Origin of the sequence: Gordonia rubripertincta (assembly GCF_038024875.1) — a bacterium.
In the GTDB taxonomy this organism is placed as follows: Bacteria; Actinomycetota; Actinomycetes; order Mycobacteriales; family Mycobacteriaceae; genus Gordonia; species Gordonia rubripertincta.
Genome location: NZ_CP136136.1, coordinates 1,889,875 through 1,907,006 on the forward strand (window position 1 = coordinate 1,889,875; position 17,132 = coordinate 1,907,006).

The window sequence follows — 17,132 nt, forward strand, 5'->3', positions numbered from 1 at the left end:
GTTCAGTGGCGGTCAGTCTTCGTCGTCATCGTCGTCGTGCCCGAAGGGGTCGGCGACGGCGCCCGGCAGCCAGGTCAGTCCCGGGACTCCCCACTTGTTGCGCTTGATGGCCTTCTTCGCGGCACGCGCATTACGGCCGACGAGCACGTCGACGTAGAGGAAACCGTCGAGGTGACCGACCTCGTGCTGCAGCATCCGGGCGAAGAAGCCGTTGCCCTCGATGACGACCTCGGCGCCGGTGCGGTCCACGCCGGTGACGCGCGCCCAGTCGGCGCGGCCGGTGGGGAACTGCTCACCCGGCACCGACAGGCAACCCTCGTCGTTGTCGTCGGGGTCGGGCATGGTCTCGGGGATCTCGGAGGTCTCGAGGACCGGGTTGATCACCTCGCCGCGGCGGCGGGTCGCCATGCGGTCGCCGTCGGGGCAGTCGTAGACGAACATGCGGGACCCGACCCCGACCTGGTTGGCGGCCAGTCCGACGCCGTGGGCGGCGTCCATGGTGTCGAACATGTCGTCGAGGAGTGTGATGACCTCCGGCGACGGACGGCCGTCCGCGTCGAGCGGGACCGGGGAGGTGGGCTGGTGCAGCACCGGCTCGCCCACGATGCAGATCGGGAGAATCGACATGTCGATCACCCTATCGCTGCTCAGGGCGCCGGAACGACGCCGGGTACGGCGTCGTTCGACGGGGCGCGGATGCCCGTGCGTCGTGGCGAGTCACAGCACGATCAGACGGCGTGACCGTGGTTAGATTGTCTCCGAACCACACCGTTGTGATTTGACGTCGTGGCCCGGTTGGCCGATTCGGATTCGGTCTATAGGTCCGGCACATCAGCGGCGGTGCGAGTGTCATCAGGTTTTATCGGTGAGGGAGTGAGATGGACGGCGCAACCGCGCGTAGCCAGAACGACGGCGATCAACCCACCCCCGACAACGGAGCCCAGCTCGACCCGCATGAGGTCGGCGCAGACGGCTTGACGCGCAGGGAACACGACATCCTGGCCTTCGAGCGGCAGTGGTGGAAGTACGCCGGTGCCAAGGAAGAAGCCATCAAGGAACTGTTCGGTCTGTCGGCGACCCGGTACTACCAGGTGCTCAACGCGCTGGTCGACCGTCCGGAGGCGCTGGCGGCGGATCCCATGCTCGTCAAGCGACTCCGCCGTCTCCGTGCGTCGCGCCAGAAGGCCCGCGCCGCGCGCCGTCTCGGCTTCGAGATCACCTGAGACGCTGACCCCGGTCAGCCACCCGAGGTGCGTTAAGGTCGTCGGTGATGAATGCAGACCGTGAGCCCAATCGCCTGCCGCTGCGCGCGGGGGCGATGATGCTCTTCGCAGTGGCCGTCGTCTTCATCGGGCTCGGCTGGCATTCCGCGGCGACGTCGGGAAGCGAACCCCAGGCCACCGAGACCACCGCGACCGCCACCCCGACTCCCGCCTCCACCACCTCGTCGACCTCCGCCGTGACGACGACGAAGCGGGTGTGCGTGATCAACGCCGGCCAGGTGTCCGGACTCGCCTCGGATGTGAGTGACCTGCTGAAGGAGAAGGGCTACACGATGGCCCAGCCCGGCAACTACACCGCCGGCGGCTTCAGTGAGAACACGATCTTCTACGACTCGGACTCCGACAAGGCCCAGGCCGAAGAACTCGCGGAGACTCTGGGCGGCACGGTCTCCGTCGAGGAACGCCCCAGTTCGTTCACCCGATGCAAGGGCGGTGTCCCGGTGATCGTGGTGAACGCGGTCAGTGGATCGTGACGCAGGCGGCCGGACTATCGTCAGAGCAATCGCACAACTTCAACCGCGCGCGGTGTAGTCGTCGCGCACCGTTGGGCCGACGCCCAGTGAACCGCCCCGAACCGGGCGCAGCCCCGGTGACAGTGATCAAGGAGTGACATGTCCGGACGTTCGAACATCACCGCGTCGCGCGCGCTCGCCGCGCTGGCTTCCGCGGGCCTGATCGGGCTGGCCCTGGCCGGTTGCAGCCCCGACCAGAACCCCACGGATGTCCCCGGCACGACGCCGCCGGTGGTCTCCGACAAGCCGCTGCCCCCGGGCGCCGCGGACAACGTCGACGGCGAGCCCAGCGGTCAGGTCGCGACCGCCGAGATCAAGGACACCTCCGGCAAGGTCGTCGGCGAGGCCACCTTCTCGGCCGAGTCCCAGGGCGACGGCCCGGTCACGGTCAGCGTGCGTGTCACCGACGGTGACCTCCCCGCCGGCTTCCACGGCATGCACATCCACGAGAACGGCACCTGCGACGCCGGTTCCGGTGGGGCACAGGCCTTCACCTCGGCGGGCGGGCACCTGCAGGTCGACGGCAAGACCAGCCACCCCGCGAGCGGTGACCTGGTCTCGATCAACATCCTCGAAGACCACACGGGCCGTACCGTCACCACCACCGACGCGGTGAAGCTGGAGCAGATCTTCGGCAAGGCCATCATGATCCACGAGAAGCCCGACAACTTCGGCAACATCCCGGCCGACAAGTACCCGGGCGGACCGAAGGAAGACACGCTGAAGACCGGTGACGCCGGCTCCCGCATCGCCTGCGGCGTCATCGAAGAGAAGAGCTAGGACCCGCGATCCCTCAGGGAACGCGGCCGTCCATGTCTCCGATCGAGTTCGACGGATCGCCGACCCCGACGCTCGGGGTCGAGTGGGAATTCGCGCTGACCGACAAGGTCACCGGCGATCTGTCGAACTCGGCGGCAGCGCTCTTCGCATCGGTCGAGGAGCATCACCCCGAACGCCTGGGAAAGATCCACAAGGAGTTGCTCCGCAACACCGTCGAACTGGTGACCGGCATCTGCCGGACCACTGGTGAGGCGATCGCGGACCTCACCGACACGCTCGGGGTGGTCCGCGTGCTCACCGAGGAACTCGGCGTCGACCTCTACGGCGCCGGCACGCATCCCTTCGCCGAGTACTCGACGCAGTTGCTGACCGAAGGTCACCGTTACGCCGAGCTCATCGAACGCACCCAGTGGTGGGGTCGGCAGATGCTCATCTGGGGCGTCCACGTCCATGTCGGGATCAGCCACCGCGACAAGGTGCTCCCGATCCTCGACTCCCTGCTCAACTACTACCCGCACCTGCTGGCGCTGTCTTCGTCGTCGCCGATGTGGGCCGGTCAGGACACCGGCTACGCCAGCAACCGCGCGATGATGTTCCAGCAGCTCCCCACCGCGGGACTGCCGTTCCAGTTCGAGACGTGGGACCAGTTCGAGGCCTTTGTCGCCGACCAGAAGACGACCGGCATCATCGACCACCTCAACGAGATCCGCTGGGACATCCGCCCGTCGCCGCATCTCGGCACCATCGAGGTCCGCGTCTGCGACGGCATGACCAACCTCGACGAGCTCTCCGCGATCGTCGCACTGATCCACTGTCTCGTCGTCGACCTCGACCGCCGGTTCTCGGCGGGGGAGACCCTGCCGACGATGGCACCTTGGCTGGTCCAGGAGAACAAGTGGCGCGCAGCGCGATACGGCCTCGACGCCATAGTCATCCTCGACGGGCAGTGCCGGGAGGAACTCGTCACCGACGATCTGCACCGGCTGCTCGAACGCCTCCAGCCGATCGCACGCGACCTCGGCTGCGTCGACGAACTCGCCGGCGTGGAGCGCATCATCACGCAGGGCGCCAGCTATCAGCGGCAACGCGCCGTGTACCGCGACACCCACTCGATGCGCGATGTCGTCGCATCGGTTGTGGCCGAGCTGGACTGACCCTTCGATACGCCCCTCCGCTCAGGGAGCGTCAGTCCCGGTCGGGTGACTCCATGTCCCGCTCCTCCATGAGGCCGTCGCGGGCGCGCTGCTCCTGGTAGGCGAGGCGGCCGATCCGGTGTGCGACCACCGGTGCGGTGATCAGTGCGAAGAGCCCGGCGAGGATGAGCATCCCGCTGTCGACGTTGTCGCCGAGGCGGACCACCGCGCCGAGCAGGATCAGCAGCAGGCCGAAGGTCTGCGGCTTGGTGGCGGCGTGCATGCGGCTCAACGTGTCCGGGAACCGCACCAGGCCGATGGCGGCGGTCACGGCCATGAGGCAGCCGGTGAGGATCAGCGTCCCACTGACGATATCCACGATCATGTCTGGTCATCCCGGACTCGGAATCGGGCGATCGCCACCGATCCCACGAAGCTCAGCAGTGACAGCGCGACGATGGCCGGCACGACCGTCGAATCGAGGCTGTAGGCCGCCCACACGCCGAGACCGCACATGCACAGCGCGATGAGGACGTCGAGCGAGACCAGACGGTCCAGCGTCGACGGTCCGCGCAGGATGGCGATCATCGTCAGGATCGCGGAGACGAGAAGCATCGTCGCCGCGATCGTCCACACGACGCTCATGACTCACCTCGATCCGAGCGGGAGGTCTCCGGCGCCGCGGTCGGGTTGTCCGCCGACTGCGCACCGGCGACCGGTTGGATGGGCCGCACGTGATGGAAGTCCTCGTCGATGCCGTGGTACGGGCTGGGATGCCATTCGCTGTCCCGCTCGAAGGCTTTGATGAACATGCGCTCGACGTAGGCGACCTGGTCGTAGAACGCGCGCACCTTCTTCTCCGACCGGACGTCGAAGACGTGGACGTACAGCATGCGACGGCGGTGGTCGATCTCGAGCACCATCGTGCCGGGCACGAGGTTCAGGTAGTCGACGGCCAGGGTGAGGACCATGTCGGACTTGATCGCGACCCGGACGCGCACGACGGCGCCGAGCGGCGGCCGGCCGGGGCGGATGGCCATCCAACCGATCTGCAGACTCGACATGAAGAAGTCGACGACGAGCCGGACGACGAGCTGGGCCACCGACAGCGGGTGGATTCGACCCTCGACGGGGACACGCGGCAGTGGTAGCACGGTGAGCACCGCTACCGCGAGGACCACACCGCCGATGACGTTGGCCCAGGAGACGGTGCCCCACAACAACACCCCAGACGAAGGTCAGCCAGGCGATGGTCCACAACCGGACACCGACCTCACGGCTGTCGCTGCCGAGCCACTTGGGCAGGCGCGTGTGGTTGCGCAGCCACACCAGTGCACTGACGAAGTACCAGAAGATGAACAGCAGGGACACCCGCCAGGTGTTGATCACCAGCGACAGCACGGGTCCCTTGGTGGACACCACCGGCGCGCGTCGTCTGGGTGCCGAGGTCCGGGCACTCTGATCGTGCTTCCCGGTGGGTTGTTCTCCGGAAGTCATCGTGTTTCACCTCCGCCCAATACGGCCTCGACGTACACGCCGCGGTGGACGACATCGGTCGCGGCACTGTCGGTGAAGTCGAAGATCGGGCCGGCCCACACGGTGAGCACCAGACCGGCGACGACCATCGCGAACGTGGGGAGAACCATCATCGCCGGCATGCGGCCGACGTCCTCTCGTTCGGAGAAGGCGCCGTCATCGCGTTCGTCGATGAGTGCGGACGGTCCCTGGTCGGCGAGTTCGCCCTCGGGGGCGTCGGCCCGCGGCCGCCAGAAGCCCTTGGTCCAGATGCGGGCCACCACGTACAGCGTGAGGAGGCTGGTGACGACCGAGCCGGCCACCAGAATCCAGGCCAGCACCGATCCGTTCTGGGCGCCGGCCTCGAGGAGTGCGACCTTGCCGATGAACCCGGAGAACGGCGGGATCCCGCCCAGGTTGAGCGCCGGGACAAGGAACAGTATGGCGAGAACGGGGCTGGCGATCAGGCCGCCCAGGCGGCGCAGCGACGCCGATCCCGCCTGACGTTCGATGAGTCCCACCACCAGGAACAACGTGGTCTGGACGAGGATGTGGTGGGCGACGTAGTAGATCGCCGCCGACATCCCCAGTTCCGACGACAAGGCGATGCCGAAGACCATGTAGCCGATGTGGCTGACAAGGGTGAACGACAGCAGACGTTTGATGTCGGACTGGGCGATCGCACCGAAGATACCCACGATCATCGTCAGCAGACCCGCCACCATCAGAACCGTGTCCATGGACCCGCCGGGAAACAGCAGGGTGTGGGCGCGGACGATCGCGTACACACCGACCTTGGTGAGCAGGCCCGCGAACACCGCGGTGACCGGCGCGGGTGCGGTCGGATAGGAGTCGGGTAGCCACGTCGACAGCGGGAAGACGGCGGCCTTGATGCCGAACGCCACGAGCAGGACGGCGTAGAGCGCGTTGCGGGTGCCGTCGGAGACGTCGTCGAGGCGGACCGACATCTCGGCGAGGTTCAGCGTGCCGGTGGTGGCATAGGCGAAGGCGATGCCGGCCAGGAAGATCAGCGACGACACCATCGACACCATCACGTACGACGCGCCGGCGCGGACGCGTTCCTCGCTGGCGCCGAGCGTGAGCAGCACGAAGCTCGCGGTGAGCAGCACCTCGAAGGAGACGTACAGGTTGAACAGGTCGCCGGCCAGGAAGGCGTTGCAGACACCCGCGGTCAGGATGAGGTAGGTCGGCAGGAAGATCGACGTCGGCTGCTGGGCGGTGCCGTCGCGGATACCCTGGCCGATCGCGTACACGATGACGCAGAGCAGCACGATCGTCGAGACGACCAGCATCAGGGCGGCGAGCTGGTCGACGACCAGCGTGATGCCGAGCGGACCGTTGGGGAACCCCTTGTCGCCCCAACCGCCGATGGCGACCGCGAAGGTGCCGTGCCGGTCGGTCAGGAAGAGCAGCAGACACGACGCGATGAACGCGACGGAGATCGCGGCGATGGCGACCACGCGCTGGAACCGCGGGCTGCGGCCGAGGAGCAGCGAGAGTGCGGCGGCCCCGAGGGGAACCAGCGTCGGCAGCGTGATCAGGACGGGAATCCAGGACGGCTGCGGAATCATCGGTCACCCCCTTCGGGATCGTGTTCGGCGTCGTCGGTGTCGACCTTCTCCCCGGAGCTCCCGATGACCTTCGGGTCGTCGGAGTCGTCCTCGGGGATCTTGTCGCCCACGAGGTCGGGGTCGTCGTCGGTGTCGTCGGACCCGATCTCGTCGATGACGTCGGAGTCGGTCGGCATGATGTCGGTCTCGTGCAGCGCCGCGTGCCGTTCGGCGACCTCCTCGGGGGAGAGCGGGTTGCCCGAGTCGTCGAAGTAGTCGCCGCTCGCGGTGTCGGACAGGGTGACCGGGTCGTCGCTGCGGTCGCGGTCGGGGGCCGTGTCGAGGGTGCCGGTCTTGATCTTGACGTCCTCGACGTCGTCCTCGAGGTCGTCGTCGTCACGGTTGATCACGAACAGGCGGTAGACGAGCGCGAGGACGAAGGCCGCGACGCCCATGGTGATGACGATCGCGGTCAGGACCATTCCCTGGGCGAGCGGGTCGGCGTCGGCGGCACGGTTCTCCGACGACCGGCCGAGGATCGGCGGATTACCCATGCCGCCGGACACCACGATGATCAACAGGTTGAGCGCGTTGCCGGCCAGGAGCAGGCCGAACAGCATCCGGACCAGGCTGCGTTCCATGAGCAGGTACACACCGCAGGCGGCCATGGCCCCGACGACGAGGAGGAGCGGGAGGTTGGTGCTCATCGGGCCACCCGCTCCTCTCCCGTCGGAACGTTCTCGGCCGTCGGCTCGTCGGACTCGGCCGGGATCGCGGCCGAATCGTTTCGCGTGCGGACAGCGGTGCGCGCCATCGTCGTCTCGACGTCGAGGCGGGCTCCGAGGCTGCGCAGCACGTCGAGCACCAGGCCGATCACGATGAGGTAGATGCCGAGGTCGAAGAACAGGGCGGTGACCAGCTTGATCTCGCCGAGGACCGGGACGGTGATCTCGAAAACCGCCGACGAGAGCGCGGGAGCCCCGAGGAACATCGAGGTGACGGCGGTCGTCGCGGAGATCGCCAGGCCCGCACCGAGGATGCGGCCCGGTTCGATGGGCAGCGCTTCGCCCAGTTCGTAGCGGCCGCCCGCCAGGTAGCGCAGGACCAGCGCGAGACCCATGGTCAGACCGCCCGCGAAGCCGCCGCCCGGCGAGTTGTGGCCGGCATAGAAGAAGTAGACCGACAGGATCACCATCGTCGGGAACAGCAGTCGGGTGGTGGCCTCGAGGACCATCGACCGGTGCCGCGGATCGCGCAGACCCGAACCGAGCAGCCAGGTCGTGCGGTCCGGTGGGATCGGATCGTCGTCGTCATCGGTGTCGTTGTCGCTGATCCCGGCCTGCAGGCGAGCGGCGTCGGCGACGCGTGGTACCGCGCCGAAGCGCCGGTTGCGGAACACCATCGAGGCGACGCCGGTCGCGGCGGCGATCAGCACCGACACCTCGCCGAGCGTGTCCCAGGCACGGATGTCGACCAGCAGGACGTTCACCGCGTTCGCGCCGTGGCCGTACTTGTAGGCGGCCTCGGGGAGATCGACGTGCAGTGGTTCGGTCGAGCGTGCGGACGCCGCGTACAGGCCGATCACCACGAGCATGGCGCCGAAGGCGAGGCCGATCAGCGCGCGCAGGGGCTTGAAGCCGGTGGCGTGCCGCTTCTCCGGCTCGGCCGGCAGCTTGCGCAGCACCAGCACGAAGATGACCAGCGTCAGCGTCTCCACCAGGAACTGGGTGAGCGCGAGGTCGGGAGCGCCGTAGAGGGCGAACAGCATGCCGCAGCCGTAGCCGGTGATGCCGACGACGAGTGTCGCGGCGAGACGGTTTCGCAGGACGACCGCCGCGATCGCCGCGGCGATCATGATGCCGCCGACGACGTACTGGGCAGCGGTGGCGTCGTAGTCGATCTGCAACTGGTCCCGGGCACCCCAGGAACAGGACGATCGTGGGCAAGAGGATTGCGGTGCACAGGATGACACCCTGCGTGACGGGCAGCGAACCGCGCTGGGTGTTGCGCGTGAGCAACAGCGAGATGGTGTCGGCCGAGCGCAGCGCGGCGTCGTAGATGCGGTCGGCGTTCAGCAGAGGTCGGAAGCCGAAGACGCGGTCGCGGATGCGGCGGATGCCGAGGAAGGCGATCACGCCGCCGACGATGACGATGATCGAGAAGATCACCGGGAGACCGAACCCGTGCCAGAGGGCGAGGTGTTCGAGCTCGTGCCCGTAGCTGTTCAGGGTCTCGGCGTAGGGCTCGAACAGGGCGCCGATCGGTCCGCTGACGAAGCCCGCGATCACACCGGCGACCGCGAGGACGACCGGGGAGATGTAGAAGGCCCAGGCGGGAGCGTGCATTTTCGCCACGGCCGGGCTGGGGGTGTTGCGGACCTTGCGGCCGAACGCGCCCCAGAGGAAGCGGAGCGTATACGCACAGGTGATGATCGATCCGACCAGCAGGACGATGTCGACGGTGTGGGCCTGCCAGGGGCTGAGGGCCCCGGTGTCCCAGACCGACGCGAAGGCGGTCTCTTTTCCGATGAACCCGAAGGTGAACGGGATGCCGGCCATGCTCGCGCCGGCGAGCGCAGCGGTCACCGCGAGCACCGGGAGGCGATGCCCGAGACGTGCGAGCTTGCGGATGTCGCGGGTACCGGTCGCGTGGTCGATGATGCCGACGACCATGAACAGCGACGCCTTGAACATGGCATGCGCGACGAGCATGGCGAGACCGGCCATGGCCACGTTCGCATCGCCGATGCCGACGAGCACGGCCATGAACCCCAGCTGGGAGACGGTGCCGAAGGCGAGGATGAGCTTGAGGTCGAGTTCACGGAGCGAACGCCAACCGCCGAGGACCATTGTCAGCGCACCTAGGCCGACGACCGCGATCTGCCAGCTGGCGGTGGCCGAGAAGCCCGGGGCAAGACGCGCTATCAGGTAGATGCCGGCCTTCACCATCGCCGCGGCATGCAGGTAGGCGCTGACCGGGGTGGGGGCGGCCATGGCGCCCGGGAGCCAGAAGTGGAACGGGACGATGGCCGACTTGCTGAGTGCGCCGATGAGCAGCAGGACGATCGCGATGTCGACGTACACGCCGGTCGGCGGTGCCGAGACGATCTCCGAGAGCAGATAGGTCCCGGACCGTTCGCCCAGCATGATGATGCCGACGAGCATGGCCAGACCACCGAACGTGGTGACCAGCAGTGCCTGGGTGGCCGAGCGTCGGGCCGTCGCGCGGACGTTGTAGAAGCCGACGAGCATGAACGACAGGACGGTCGTGAGCTCCCAGAACACGTAGAGCACGAGCATGTTGTCGGAGATGACCAGACCGAACATGGCCGCCGCGAAGGCGACCATCTCGCCGCCGAACAGTGCGACGCGCGGGCGGGCGTCGTCGAAGTAGTGGGCGCAGTAGCAGAGGACGAGGGCGCCTACGCCAAGGATCAGGACCGACAGGATCGCCGTGAGGGTGTCGAACCGGGTGGCGATGTCCATCTGCAGCGACGGAACCCAGCTCACCGTCTCGACGACGGCGCGGTCGGCCTCGGGGGCGGGCCAGTGGGAGATCACCCCAGATCAGGGTGCCGAGCGGCGCGAGCGCGAGGATGTAGAAACCCCGGGTGCCGATCCAGTGGATGACTGCGGGCGCGATCAGCGCGCACACTGCCAACGCAGCCAACACAGAAATCAAAAGGGCACTCCGTCTTTCTCCCGGCGGGGTGTCACGGGCGATCACCCGCGGGGACTACTTTACCGTTGCCCGTATGTTCCGGTTCGACTGGCTCTGGCGCCTGCTTGTGGTACTCGCATCGATTGTCGTGGTCGGAGGCGTCCTGGTGGGGTGCGGCGACGAGGAACAGGCAGGCCCGGACGGTGTCCCGCTGCCCTCTGACTTCCCGGTCACACAGGTGCCGCTGATCGACGGTCACGTCCTCTCTGCGAGTGGCACCCGGGCCGACGGCTGGGAGGTCACCGTCCAGGGGCCGGCGAACGCCGGCAACCAGCTGGAGGCGGCGACGAAGAAGCTCACCGACGCCGGCTACGTCGAATCACATCGCTCCACCGAAGGTGGTCAGTCCGTCGCCGTGCTGTCCGCGGCCAAGGGCGGGTCGACCTACTGGGTCCAGGTCGGTGCATCGCCACAGGCCGCAGGTGGCGGCGCGTCCGTGTTCTATCTGGTCAACGCCGAATGATCCCGGGCTCCGGACCTGTGTTCCCGGATAGTGCCGTATAGGAGGTCACTCACCCGCGACTCGAAGAGCCGGCGCGGGGTGAGGTGGTTGTCCACCAGTGCTCGGGCCAGGTGCGGCGCTGTGTCGGGCGAGACTTCTCCCACGACCGACGACCGGCTGCGCGGTGGGTGCAAGGCCTCCATCAACACTCCGCCGATGACGAGACTCTGTACACCCTCCAGGATTCGGACGTGCAGCTCCGTGGGCACGCCCGACGCGGAGAGAAACGATGCACAGTCCTCCTGAACGGCGAGCAGGTGCGCTCGCGGCAGATGCGTCAGGAGGATCGGTGCCGCATTCCGATGACGGAGCACAGACTGTCGGAAGTTGACGGCAAGCCTGATGAAGTATTCGGGCCAGTCCGGTCCCGGCTTCACGCGGGGGCGCCGAGTCGGACCGGCGACCCGGACCGCGACTTCGGCGAGTAGTTCGTTCTTGTCCCGGAAGTGGTGATACAGCGACGGCGCCCGGACTCCCAGGTGTGTTGCCAGCCGCGGAAGACTGAACGCATCGAGGCCCTCAGCGTCGATGATCTCGAGCGACGCCTGCACCGCGGCTTCACGGTTGATCAACGGTTTGGACGGCCGTGCCATTCGTCACCTCTTGGTTTCTCGCCCCGCGACCGGAGCCTGAAGACGGTCCGCCGTCTCACTCCAGCCGGCGCTCGGCATAGGCCCGGAGGTTCTCCACCTGAGCGGGATCGAGCGACGCGCGGATCCGGTTCCTCGCCTCGGCGACGTCGTCGGCGGTCACCACGGCCGCGTTGATGTCGCGGCGCATCGCCGAGAGCGCGGCCTCGCGGAGCAGCGCCGAGCAGTCGGCGGCGGAGTAGCCCTCCAGGTCGGCGGCGAGCTCGTCGAGGTCGATGTCGTCGAGCGGGACGTCGCGACCGCTGGTGCGCAGGATGTCCCCGCGGGCGGCGGCATCCGGTGGCGGCACGAAGACGAGTCGTTCGAGGCGTCCGGGTCGCAGGAGCGCCGGATCGATGAGGTCGGGCCGGTTGGTGGCGCCGAGCACCACCACGTCCTGCAATGGTTCGACGCCGTCGAGTTCGGTGAGCAGGGAGGCGACCACGCGGTCGGCGACGCCGGAGTCGGTGGACTGTCCGCGACGCGGTGCCAGGGCGTCGACCTCGTCGAGGAAGATCAGCGACGGTGCTGACTCGCGGGCGCGGGCGAACAGATCGCGGACCGCCTTCTCCGACGAGCCGACCCACTTGTCCATCAGCTCGGCACCTTTGACGGTGTGGACCGACAGCTGTCCGGACGCGGCGAGCGCACGGACGACAAAGGTCTTGCCACATCCGGGAGGACCGAAGAGCAGCACACCGCGGGGCGGGTCGACGCCGAGCCGGGCGAAGGTGTCGGGATGCTGCAGCGGCCACAGCACGGCCTCGGTCAGGGCCTGCTTGGTCTCGATCATGTCGCCGACGTCGGCCAGAGTGATCGAACCGAGTACCACCTCGGGCGAATCCGACCGGGACACCGGCCGGATCACGTCGAGCGCGCCGACGAGATCCTCGGTGCGGAGAGCGGGTTCGGACTTTCCGGCGCTGGCGCGGGTCGCGGCGCGCAGCGCGGCCTCGCGGGTGAGCGCGGCGAGGTCGCCGGCGACGAAACCGGGGGTGCGGGCGGCAACCGAGTCGAGGTCGAGCTCGCCCTCGGTGGGCACGGTCGACAGGATCGCCGACAGCAGCCGTGCGCGGGTCGCGGCGTCGGGCAGTCCGATGATCAGTTCGCGGTCGCACAGCGACGGGTCACGCAGGCGTGAGTCGAGGCGGACGGGTTCGGCGGTGGTCGCGACCAGCGCGATGCGGCCGTCGGATATGCCGGAGCGCAGCTCGTCGAGGATGAGGGTGGCGACCGGCTCCGGTTCGGACGGCAGCAGGGCGTCGATGTCGGTGATGAGCAGGACCCCACCGGTCGCCCGGGCGCGGGCCACCGCGTCCGCGACCGTGCGCAGGCGGGTGTTCGGTTCGGTGGCGCCGGTCGTCGGGCCGTCGACGGCGACGAGGGTGCGCTTCGCGCAGACCGATCGGACCAGCGTCGCCTTGCCGCCACCGGCGGGCCCGGTCACCAGGACGCCGAGGCGCGGTGCGGCGCCCAGGGTGCGCAGGACATCGGGCTCGTCGAGCGTGATCGCCAGCCATTCGGTGAGCTTGGTGATCTGCGAGTCGACGCCGACCAGCTCCGACACCGGCCGCACCGGGACGTCGGGTTCCTCGACCGGGACCACACCGACGGGCGCGGCGCTCGTCGTCGGCGACGGTGCGCTGACCGGCGCATCCGGCACGATGCCGAGGGCGCCCGGGATTCGCGGGGAGCCGGCGCGGTCACCGAGCGGAGGCACCTCGCCGGCGGTCGTCGACCACAACACGGCGGTGTTGGTCTGGACGCTGACGGGCGAGCCCGGATCGGTGCCGGTGACCGTGAGCAGTTCGGTGGTCCAGGTGATACCGACCGAGCGGGCGAGGGCGCGAGTCGCCTCGGTGGCGGCCAGTTCGGGTCCGAGGTCGCGGGGCAGCAGCGACACCGCGTCGCCGACCGAGAGCACCTTTCCGAGCAACGCGCGTCGGAGCGTGGACTCGGTGATCGACTGCGTGGCCAGCACCGAACCGTGCACGACGACCCGGCTCGCGCCGTGCACGACGACCGGTGCCAGGACGACCGAGGCGTTCTCCTTGACCCCGGCATTGGAGAAGAGGATCTCGTCGAGCAGGGCGACCCCGGTCGGCGCCGACGAATCGGTCGCCGCGACCACCGCGGCGGTCACGCGGGCGCCGGTGATCGACACGGCATCCCACTCCCGCAGCGACAACGCCGTCAGCACCTCGGGGTGGACCCGGATGATGCCGCGGCGTGCCTCGGCCGCGGAGGTGTTGAGCCGCGCGGTCAGCGTCAGGGACACCGGTGAGCTCATTCGGTCTCGCTTTCGGTCGGATCGGCAACCGGCTCGGAGGTCTGCGCGGCGACCGGAGCGCCGGTGGGCCGGTTGAGGCCCAACCTGCGTTGCGACTTCAGCACCGGGCGACGTCGACGGCCGCCAGGCGCGGCCTTCGACGCCTTGCGCTGCGCACGTCGTTCGGAGGGTTTTTCGTTCCAGTACTCGGGTCGGGAGGCGACCCAGCGCCGCGATCTCCAGGCGAACGGGATGTGGATCGCGTAGGCGAGGATGCCGATCATCATCAGCACGTACGGGTAGGTCAGCAGGAGAGCGGCGCAGACCGCGACGAGGACCAGGAGCCCGGCGATCGCGCGGGACGGGATCGACGCGGTCTTGAAGGACGCGGTCGGGACGCGGCTGACCGCGAGGAAGGCCACCAGGACGAGCCAGCCGCCGACGGCCGGCAACGAGGTCCACCAGCCGTCACCGAACTGCTGGGCCAGGCCGATCGGCAGCAGTGCACAGATCGCGGCCGCGGGCGCGGGTATCCCCACGAAGAAGTCCCGCGTGTACGCGGGCGCTTCGTCGTCGTCGAGCAGGGTGTTGAACCTCGCCAGGCGCAGCACGATCGCACAGCAATAGATGAGTGCGAGTGCCCAGCCGAGGTCCTGGCCGTCGAGCAGGAAGAAGTAGACGATCATCGCCGGTACGACACCGAAGTTGATGGCGTCGGCGAGGGAGTCGATCTCGGCGCCGATCCGGCTCGTCGCCCCCATGAGGCGGGCGACCCGTCCGTCGATCCCGTCGAGAAAAGCGGCGGCCACCAGCAGACCCATGGCGGCGTCGATGTCGCCGGTGGTCGCGGAGCGCATCGCGGTCAAGCCCGCGCAGATCGCGAGGATCGTCAACGACGAAGGGATGATGAGGCGCCCGGCCTGTGCCTGCTTGCGGAGACGACGCCCCTCGGGTTCCCGCGGATTCGCTTGTGCGGGGCCGTGGGCCTGCGCCTGGCGTCGTGCCGACCGCGCGGTGGGGACGCGGGTCTTGGACGGCCGGCGGACTCCGGGCCCGCCCACCCGGCGTCCGGCGGGCCCGTCGGATGAGTTCGCAGCTTGGGGGTTCACAGGCCGGATCAGAGGTCGAGGTGGGCGAAGGGGGTCTCGCCGCCGACGGCGCGCTGACCCACCGAGACGCGGGGCGTGGTGTCCTTGGGGAAGTAGACGTCGACCCGGGAACCGAAGCGGATGAGCCCGTAGGTGTCACCGAGTTGCAGAGCGTCACCGACCTTCGGCTCGCAGACGATACGGCGCGCGACGAGTCCCGCGATCTGCACGACCGCGAGGTCGGGTCCCGCGCCGCCGCCGGTCGCCGTTGTACGGATGGTCATGGTGGTGCGCTCGTTGTCACGGCTGGCCTCGGGCAGGTCGGCGGACAGGAAAGCGCCCGGCGTGTGTGTCACCGCGGTGACCGTTCCGGCGATCGGCACACGCTGTACGTGCACGTCGAAGATCGACAGGAAGGTCGAGACGCGGGGCAGCGGATCGGTGCCCAGACCGGATTCGGCCGGTGGGACGGCCTCGTCGACGAGTGCGATCGTGCCGTCGGCGGGTGCGACCACCACGCCCGGCTCGGTCGGCGGGACACGACTCGGGTGCCGGAAGAACGCGGCACACGCGCCCGCGGTCAGAGCCGCGGGCCGCGCGATCCAGCGGTGGCGGCGTCCCAGGAGCGCGACCGCCGCGGGGGCGGCGACGAACGGGATACCGGCCGGATGGATCGGCGGGATGGTCTCACGGGCCAGGTCTAGGAAATGGGCGACACGGCCGGTGTTGCCCTCGTCCGGACGCGGACGTCTGGCCACGATCTACCTCCTGTTGTGCCCGATGCGGGCCGCTCGATGAAAACCTTGCGCACCACGGGTCGGGTACGACTTCGGTCCAGCTTAGAGCTCAGCGCAGAACGAGCACGTCGACCGGAGTTCCCACGGCCAGACCGTCGGTCTCGGTGGGCACGTCGATCAGTGCGTCCGCCTCGGCGAGAAAGCGGAGGTGATGGGAGCCGGGCGGGCCGATCGGGTCGACGACGACGCCCGATCCGTCCTCGTCGGTCCGGAGGACTCCGCGGAGGAACTGCCGCTTGCCCTGCGGTGAGCGGAGGTCGGCGCCGAGCCGGGCGGTCACCCGACGTCGTTGCGGTGGCAACCCCATCGCGGCGCGGAGTGCCGGCCGGATGAAGACCTCGAAGGACACCAGGGCACTGACCGGGTTGCCCGGGAGTGTGATGATCGGCACGGTGGGCCCGGGCGTTCCGTCGGGCCGGTCGGACGCGGTGTGGTGACCGCAGCCCTGCGGCATACCGGGTTGCATCGCGACCTTCACGAACTCGACGGAACCGGTGGCCGACAGCGCGTCCTTCACGACCTCGAAGGCGCCCGCGCTGACACCCCCGGACGTGATGATCAGATCGGCCTCGCCGGCGACCTGGTCGAGCCGTTCGAGGAAGTCGCCGGTGTCGTCCGGGACGAAGTGCACATGCCGGCCGATCGCGCCGGCCTCGATGGCGGCGGCGGTGAGCATCGCTCCGTTCGACTCGTAGATCTGGCCGTGCTGCAACGGTTTTCCGGGTTCGACGAGTTCGGAGCCGGTGGACAGGACCACGACGCGCAACGGCCGGGCGACGGTGACCTCGGCGATCCCGAGCGCGGCCAGCAGCCCGATCTGCGGCGCCCCGATGACGGTCCCGGCGGGCAGGGCACGGACGCCCTGCCCGATGTCGGAACCCGCACGCCGGATGTGTTTTCCGGACTCGACCGGTGCCGTGAACGTGACCGTCTCCGCGGCCGCGACCGGGCCGACCGCCGCGTCGGTCAGCTCCACCGGGACGACGGCGTCGGCGCCGGCCGGCAGCGGGGCACCGGTCATGATGCGATGCGCGGTGCCGGGGGTCAGTGCGAGAGCGTCGGTGCGTCCCGCCGGGATGTCCGCGGCGACGGGCAGCGTGACGGGGGAGTCGGGGGAGGCGTCCGCGAGATCGTCGGCGAGGACGGCGAATCCGTCCATCGCCGAGTTGTCGAAGCCGGGCAACGAGAGCGGCGCGTCGACGTCGGCGAACGTGGCCCTGCCCAACGCGTCCGGCAGGGACAGCCGGACGGGAACGGGTGGGCCGAACAATGCGGAGACGACGGCCTGATGCTCTGCGACGGTACGCATGCGCCTCAGGATGCCAGGTGAGCG

At 68.8% G+C, this 17,132-nt stretch carries 15 protein-coding genes and 2 pseudogenes; 5 read left to right on the plus strand and 12 right to left on the minus strand.

Annotated features, from left to right (window positions below; translation table 11 throughout):
- Positions 1-12: 12 nt before the first annotated feature.
- Entirely contained in the window at positions 13-627 is a 615-nt protein-coding gene (locus RVF83_RS08520; RefSeq protein ID WP_005199115.1) for a peptide deformylase, read from the minus strand.
- 251 nt (positions 628-878) lie between these two features.
- Here RVF83_RS08520 and RVF83_RS08525 point away from each other — a divergent pair, with 251 nt between their 5' ends.
- From RVF83_RS08525 to RVF83_RS08540, 4 genes are all read left to right on the plus strand, one after another.
- Positions 879-1,223: a DUF3263 domain-containing protein gene (locus tag RVF83_RS08525; protein ID WP_005199114.1), complete on the plus strand. Its 345-nt coding sequence runs from the start codon at positions 879-881 to the stop codon at positions 1,221-1,223.
- Between the two features lie 47 nt (positions 1,224-1,270).
- Positions 1,271-1,756 (plus strand): LytR C-terminal domain-containing protein, encoded by a 486-nt coding sequence (locus RVF83_RS08530; protein ID WP_005199113.1) that lies wholly within the window; start codon positions 1,271-1,273, stop codon positions 1,754-1,756.
- A 138-nt stretch (positions 1,757-1,894) separates the two neighbouring features.
- The gene (locus tag RVF83_RS08535; protein ID WP_005199112.1) at positions 1,895-2,575 is read left to right on the plus strand and encodes a superoxide dismutase family protein; all 681 of its coding nucleotides are present in this window, start codon (positions 1,895-1,897) and stop codon (positions 2,573-2,575) included.
- A 32-nt stretch (positions 2,576-2,607) separates the two neighbouring features.
- Positions 2,608-3,729: a glutamate--cysteine ligase gene (locus tag RVF83_RS08540; RefSeq protein ID WP_005199111.1), complete on the plus strand. Its 1,122-nt coding sequence runs from the start codon at positions 2,608-2,610 to the stop codon at positions 3,727-3,729.
- Positions 3,730-3,760: 31 nt separating this feature from the next.
- On the opposite strand, the gene mnhG is transcribed toward RVF83_RS08540, so the two are convergent.
- The 6 genes and pseudogenes from mnhG to RVF83_RS08570 all read right to left on the minus strand — a co-directional run bounded on the left by mnhG (position 3,761) and on the right by RVF83_RS08570 (position 10,475).
- Positions 3,761-4,093 carry a monovalent cation/H(+) antiporter subunit G gene (gene mnhG / locus RVF83_RS08545; protein ID WP_005199110.1) on the minus strand — a complete coding sequence of 111 codons (333 nt, stop codon included), beginning with the start codon at positions 4,091-4,093 and terminating at the stop codon, positions 3,761-3,763.
- The gene (locus RVF83_RS08550; protein WP_005199109.1) at positions 4,090-4,353 is read right to left on the minus strand and encodes a monovalent cation/H+ antiporter complex subunit F; all 264 of its coding nucleotides are present in this window, start codon (positions 4,351-4,353) and stop codon (positions 4,090-4,092) included. Before RVF83_RS08550 ends, mnhG begins: the two co-directional genes overlap by 4 nt.
- Positions 4,350-5,205: pseudogene (locus RVF83_RS08555) on the minus strand (Na+/H+ antiporter subunit E). Before RVF83_RS08555 ends, RVF83_RS08550 begins: the two are co-directional and overlap by 4 nt.
- Positions 5,202-6,815, minus strand: a complete 1,614-nt coding sequence (locus RVF83_RS08560) for a Na+/H+ antiporter subunit D (RefSeq protein ID WP_005199107.1) — start codon at positions 6,813-6,815, stop codon at positions 5,202-5,204. Before RVF83_RS08560 ends, RVF83_RS08555 begins: the two are co-directional and overlap by 4 nt.
- Positions 6,812-7,501, minus strand: coding sequence for a Na(+)/H(+) antiporter subunit C (locus RVF83_RS08565; RefSeq protein WP_005199106.1), 690 nt, complete (start codon positions 7,499-7,501; stop codon positions 6,812-6,814). Before RVF83_RS08565 ends, RVF83_RS08560 begins: the two co-directional genes overlap by 4 nt.
- Positions 7,498-10,475, minus strand: a pseudogene (locus tag RVF83_RS08570) (Na+/H+ antiporter subunit A). The gene RVF83_RS08565 and the pseudogene RVF83_RS08570 overlap by 4 nt, the downstream one beginning before the upstream one ends.
- Positions 10,476-10,548: 73 nt before the next feature.
- On the opposite strand from RVF83_RS08570, the gene RVF83_RS08575 reads away from it, so the two are divergent.
- Positions 10,549-10,977, plus strand: a complete 429-nt coding sequence (locus RVF83_RS08575; protein ID WP_039880592.1) for a hypothetical protein — start codon at positions 10,549-10,551, stop codon at positions 10,975-10,977.
- On the opposite strand, the gene RVF83_RS08580 is transcribed toward RVF83_RS08575, so the two are convergent.
- The 5 genes from RVF83_RS08580 to glp all read right to left on the minus strand — a co-directional run bounded on the left by RVF83_RS08580 (position 10,956) and on the right by glp (position 17,108).
- On the minus strand, positions 10,956-11,609 hold the full coding sequence (locus RVF83_RS08580; protein ID WP_005199103.1) for a TetR family transcriptional regulator: 654 nt from the start codon (positions 11,607-11,609) through the stop codon (positions 10,956-10,958). The two genes, RVF83_RS08575 and RVF83_RS08580, sit on opposite strands and share 22 nt — an antisense overlap.
- A gap of 55 nt (positions 11,610-11,664) precedes the next feature.
- Positions 11,665-13,935 carry an AAA family ATPase gene (locus tag RVF83_RS08585; protein WP_005199102.1) on the minus strand — a complete coding sequence of 757 codons (2,271 nt, stop codon included), beginning with the start codon at positions 13,933-13,935 and terminating at the stop codon, positions 11,665-11,667.
- Positions 13,932-14,975: a CDP-alcohol phosphatidyltransferase family protein gene (locus tag RVF83_RS08590; RefSeq protein ID WP_005199101.1), complete on the minus strand. Its 1,044-nt coding sequence runs from the start codon at positions 14,973-14,975 to the stop codon at positions 13,932-13,934. The genes RVF83_RS08585 and RVF83_RS08590 overlap by 4 nt, the downstream gene beginning before the upstream one ends.
- 56 nt (positions 14,976-15,031) lie before the next feature.
- Positions 15,032-15,760: a phosphatidylserine decarboxylase gene (locus RVF83_RS08595; protein WP_005199100.1), complete on the minus strand. Its 729-nt coding sequence runs from the start codon at positions 15,758-15,760 to the stop codon at positions 15,032-15,034.
- A gap of 88 nt (positions 15,761-15,848) precedes the next feature.
- Positions 15,849-17,108, minus strand: coding sequence for a gephyrin-like molybdotransferase Glp (glp, locus tag RVF83_RS08600; protein WP_005199099.1), 1,260 nt, complete (start codon positions 17,106-17,108; stop codon positions 15,849-15,851).
- Positions 17,109-17,132: the final 24 nt, after the last annotated feature.

Coding starts and splice junctions, on each gene's coding strand:
- RVF83_RS08520 (WP_005199115.1), bottom strand. CDS start 627: ATGTCGATTCTCCCGATCTGCATCGTGGGCGAGCCGGTGCTGCACCAG.
- RVF83_RS08525 (WP_005199114.1), top strand. CDS start 879: ATGGACGGCGCAACCGCGCGTAGCCAGAACGACGGCGATCAACCCACC.
- RVF83_RS08530 (WP_005199113.1), top strand. CDS start 1,271: ATGAATGCAGACCGTGAGCCCAATCGCCTGCCGCTGCGCGCGGGGGCG.
- RVF83_RS08535 (WP_005199112.1), top strand. CDS start 1,895: ATGTCCGGACGTTCGAACATCACCGCGTCGCGCGCGCTCGCCGCGCTG.
- RVF83_RS08540 (WP_005199111.1), top strand. CDS start 2,608: ATGTCTCCGATCGAGTTCGACGGATCGCCGACCCCGACGCTCGGGGTC.
- mnhG (WP_005199110.1), bottom strand. CDS start 4,093: ATGATCGTGGATATCGTCAGTGGGACGCTGATCCTCACCGGCTGCCTC.
- RVF83_RS08550 (WP_005199109.1), bottom strand. CDS start 4,353: ATGAGCGTCGTGTGGACGATCGCGGCGACGATGCTTCTCGTCTCCGCG.
- RVF83_RS08560 (WP_005199107.1), bottom strand. CDS start 6,815: ATGATTCCGCAGCCGTCCTGGATTCCCGTCCTGATCACGCTGCCGACG.
- RVF83_RS08565 (WP_005199106.1), bottom strand. CDS start 7,501: ATGAGCACCAACCTCCCGCTCCTCCTCGTCGTCGGGGCCATGGCCGCC.
- RVF83_RS08575 (WP_039880592.1), top strand. CDS start 10,549: ATGTTCCGGTTCGACTGGCTCTGGCGCCTGCTTGTGGTACTCGCATCG.
- RVF83_RS08580 (WP_005199103.1), bottom strand. CDS start 11,609: ATGGCACGGCCGTCCAAACCGTTGATCAACCGTGAAGCCGCGGTGCAG.
- RVF83_RS08585 (WP_005199102.1), bottom strand. CDS start 13,935: ATGAGCTCACCGGTGTCCCTGACGCTGACCGCGCGGCTCAACACCTCC.
- glp (WP_005199099.1), bottom strand. CDS start 17,108: ATGCGTACCGTCGCAGAGCATCAGGCCGTCGTCTCCGCATTGTTCGGC.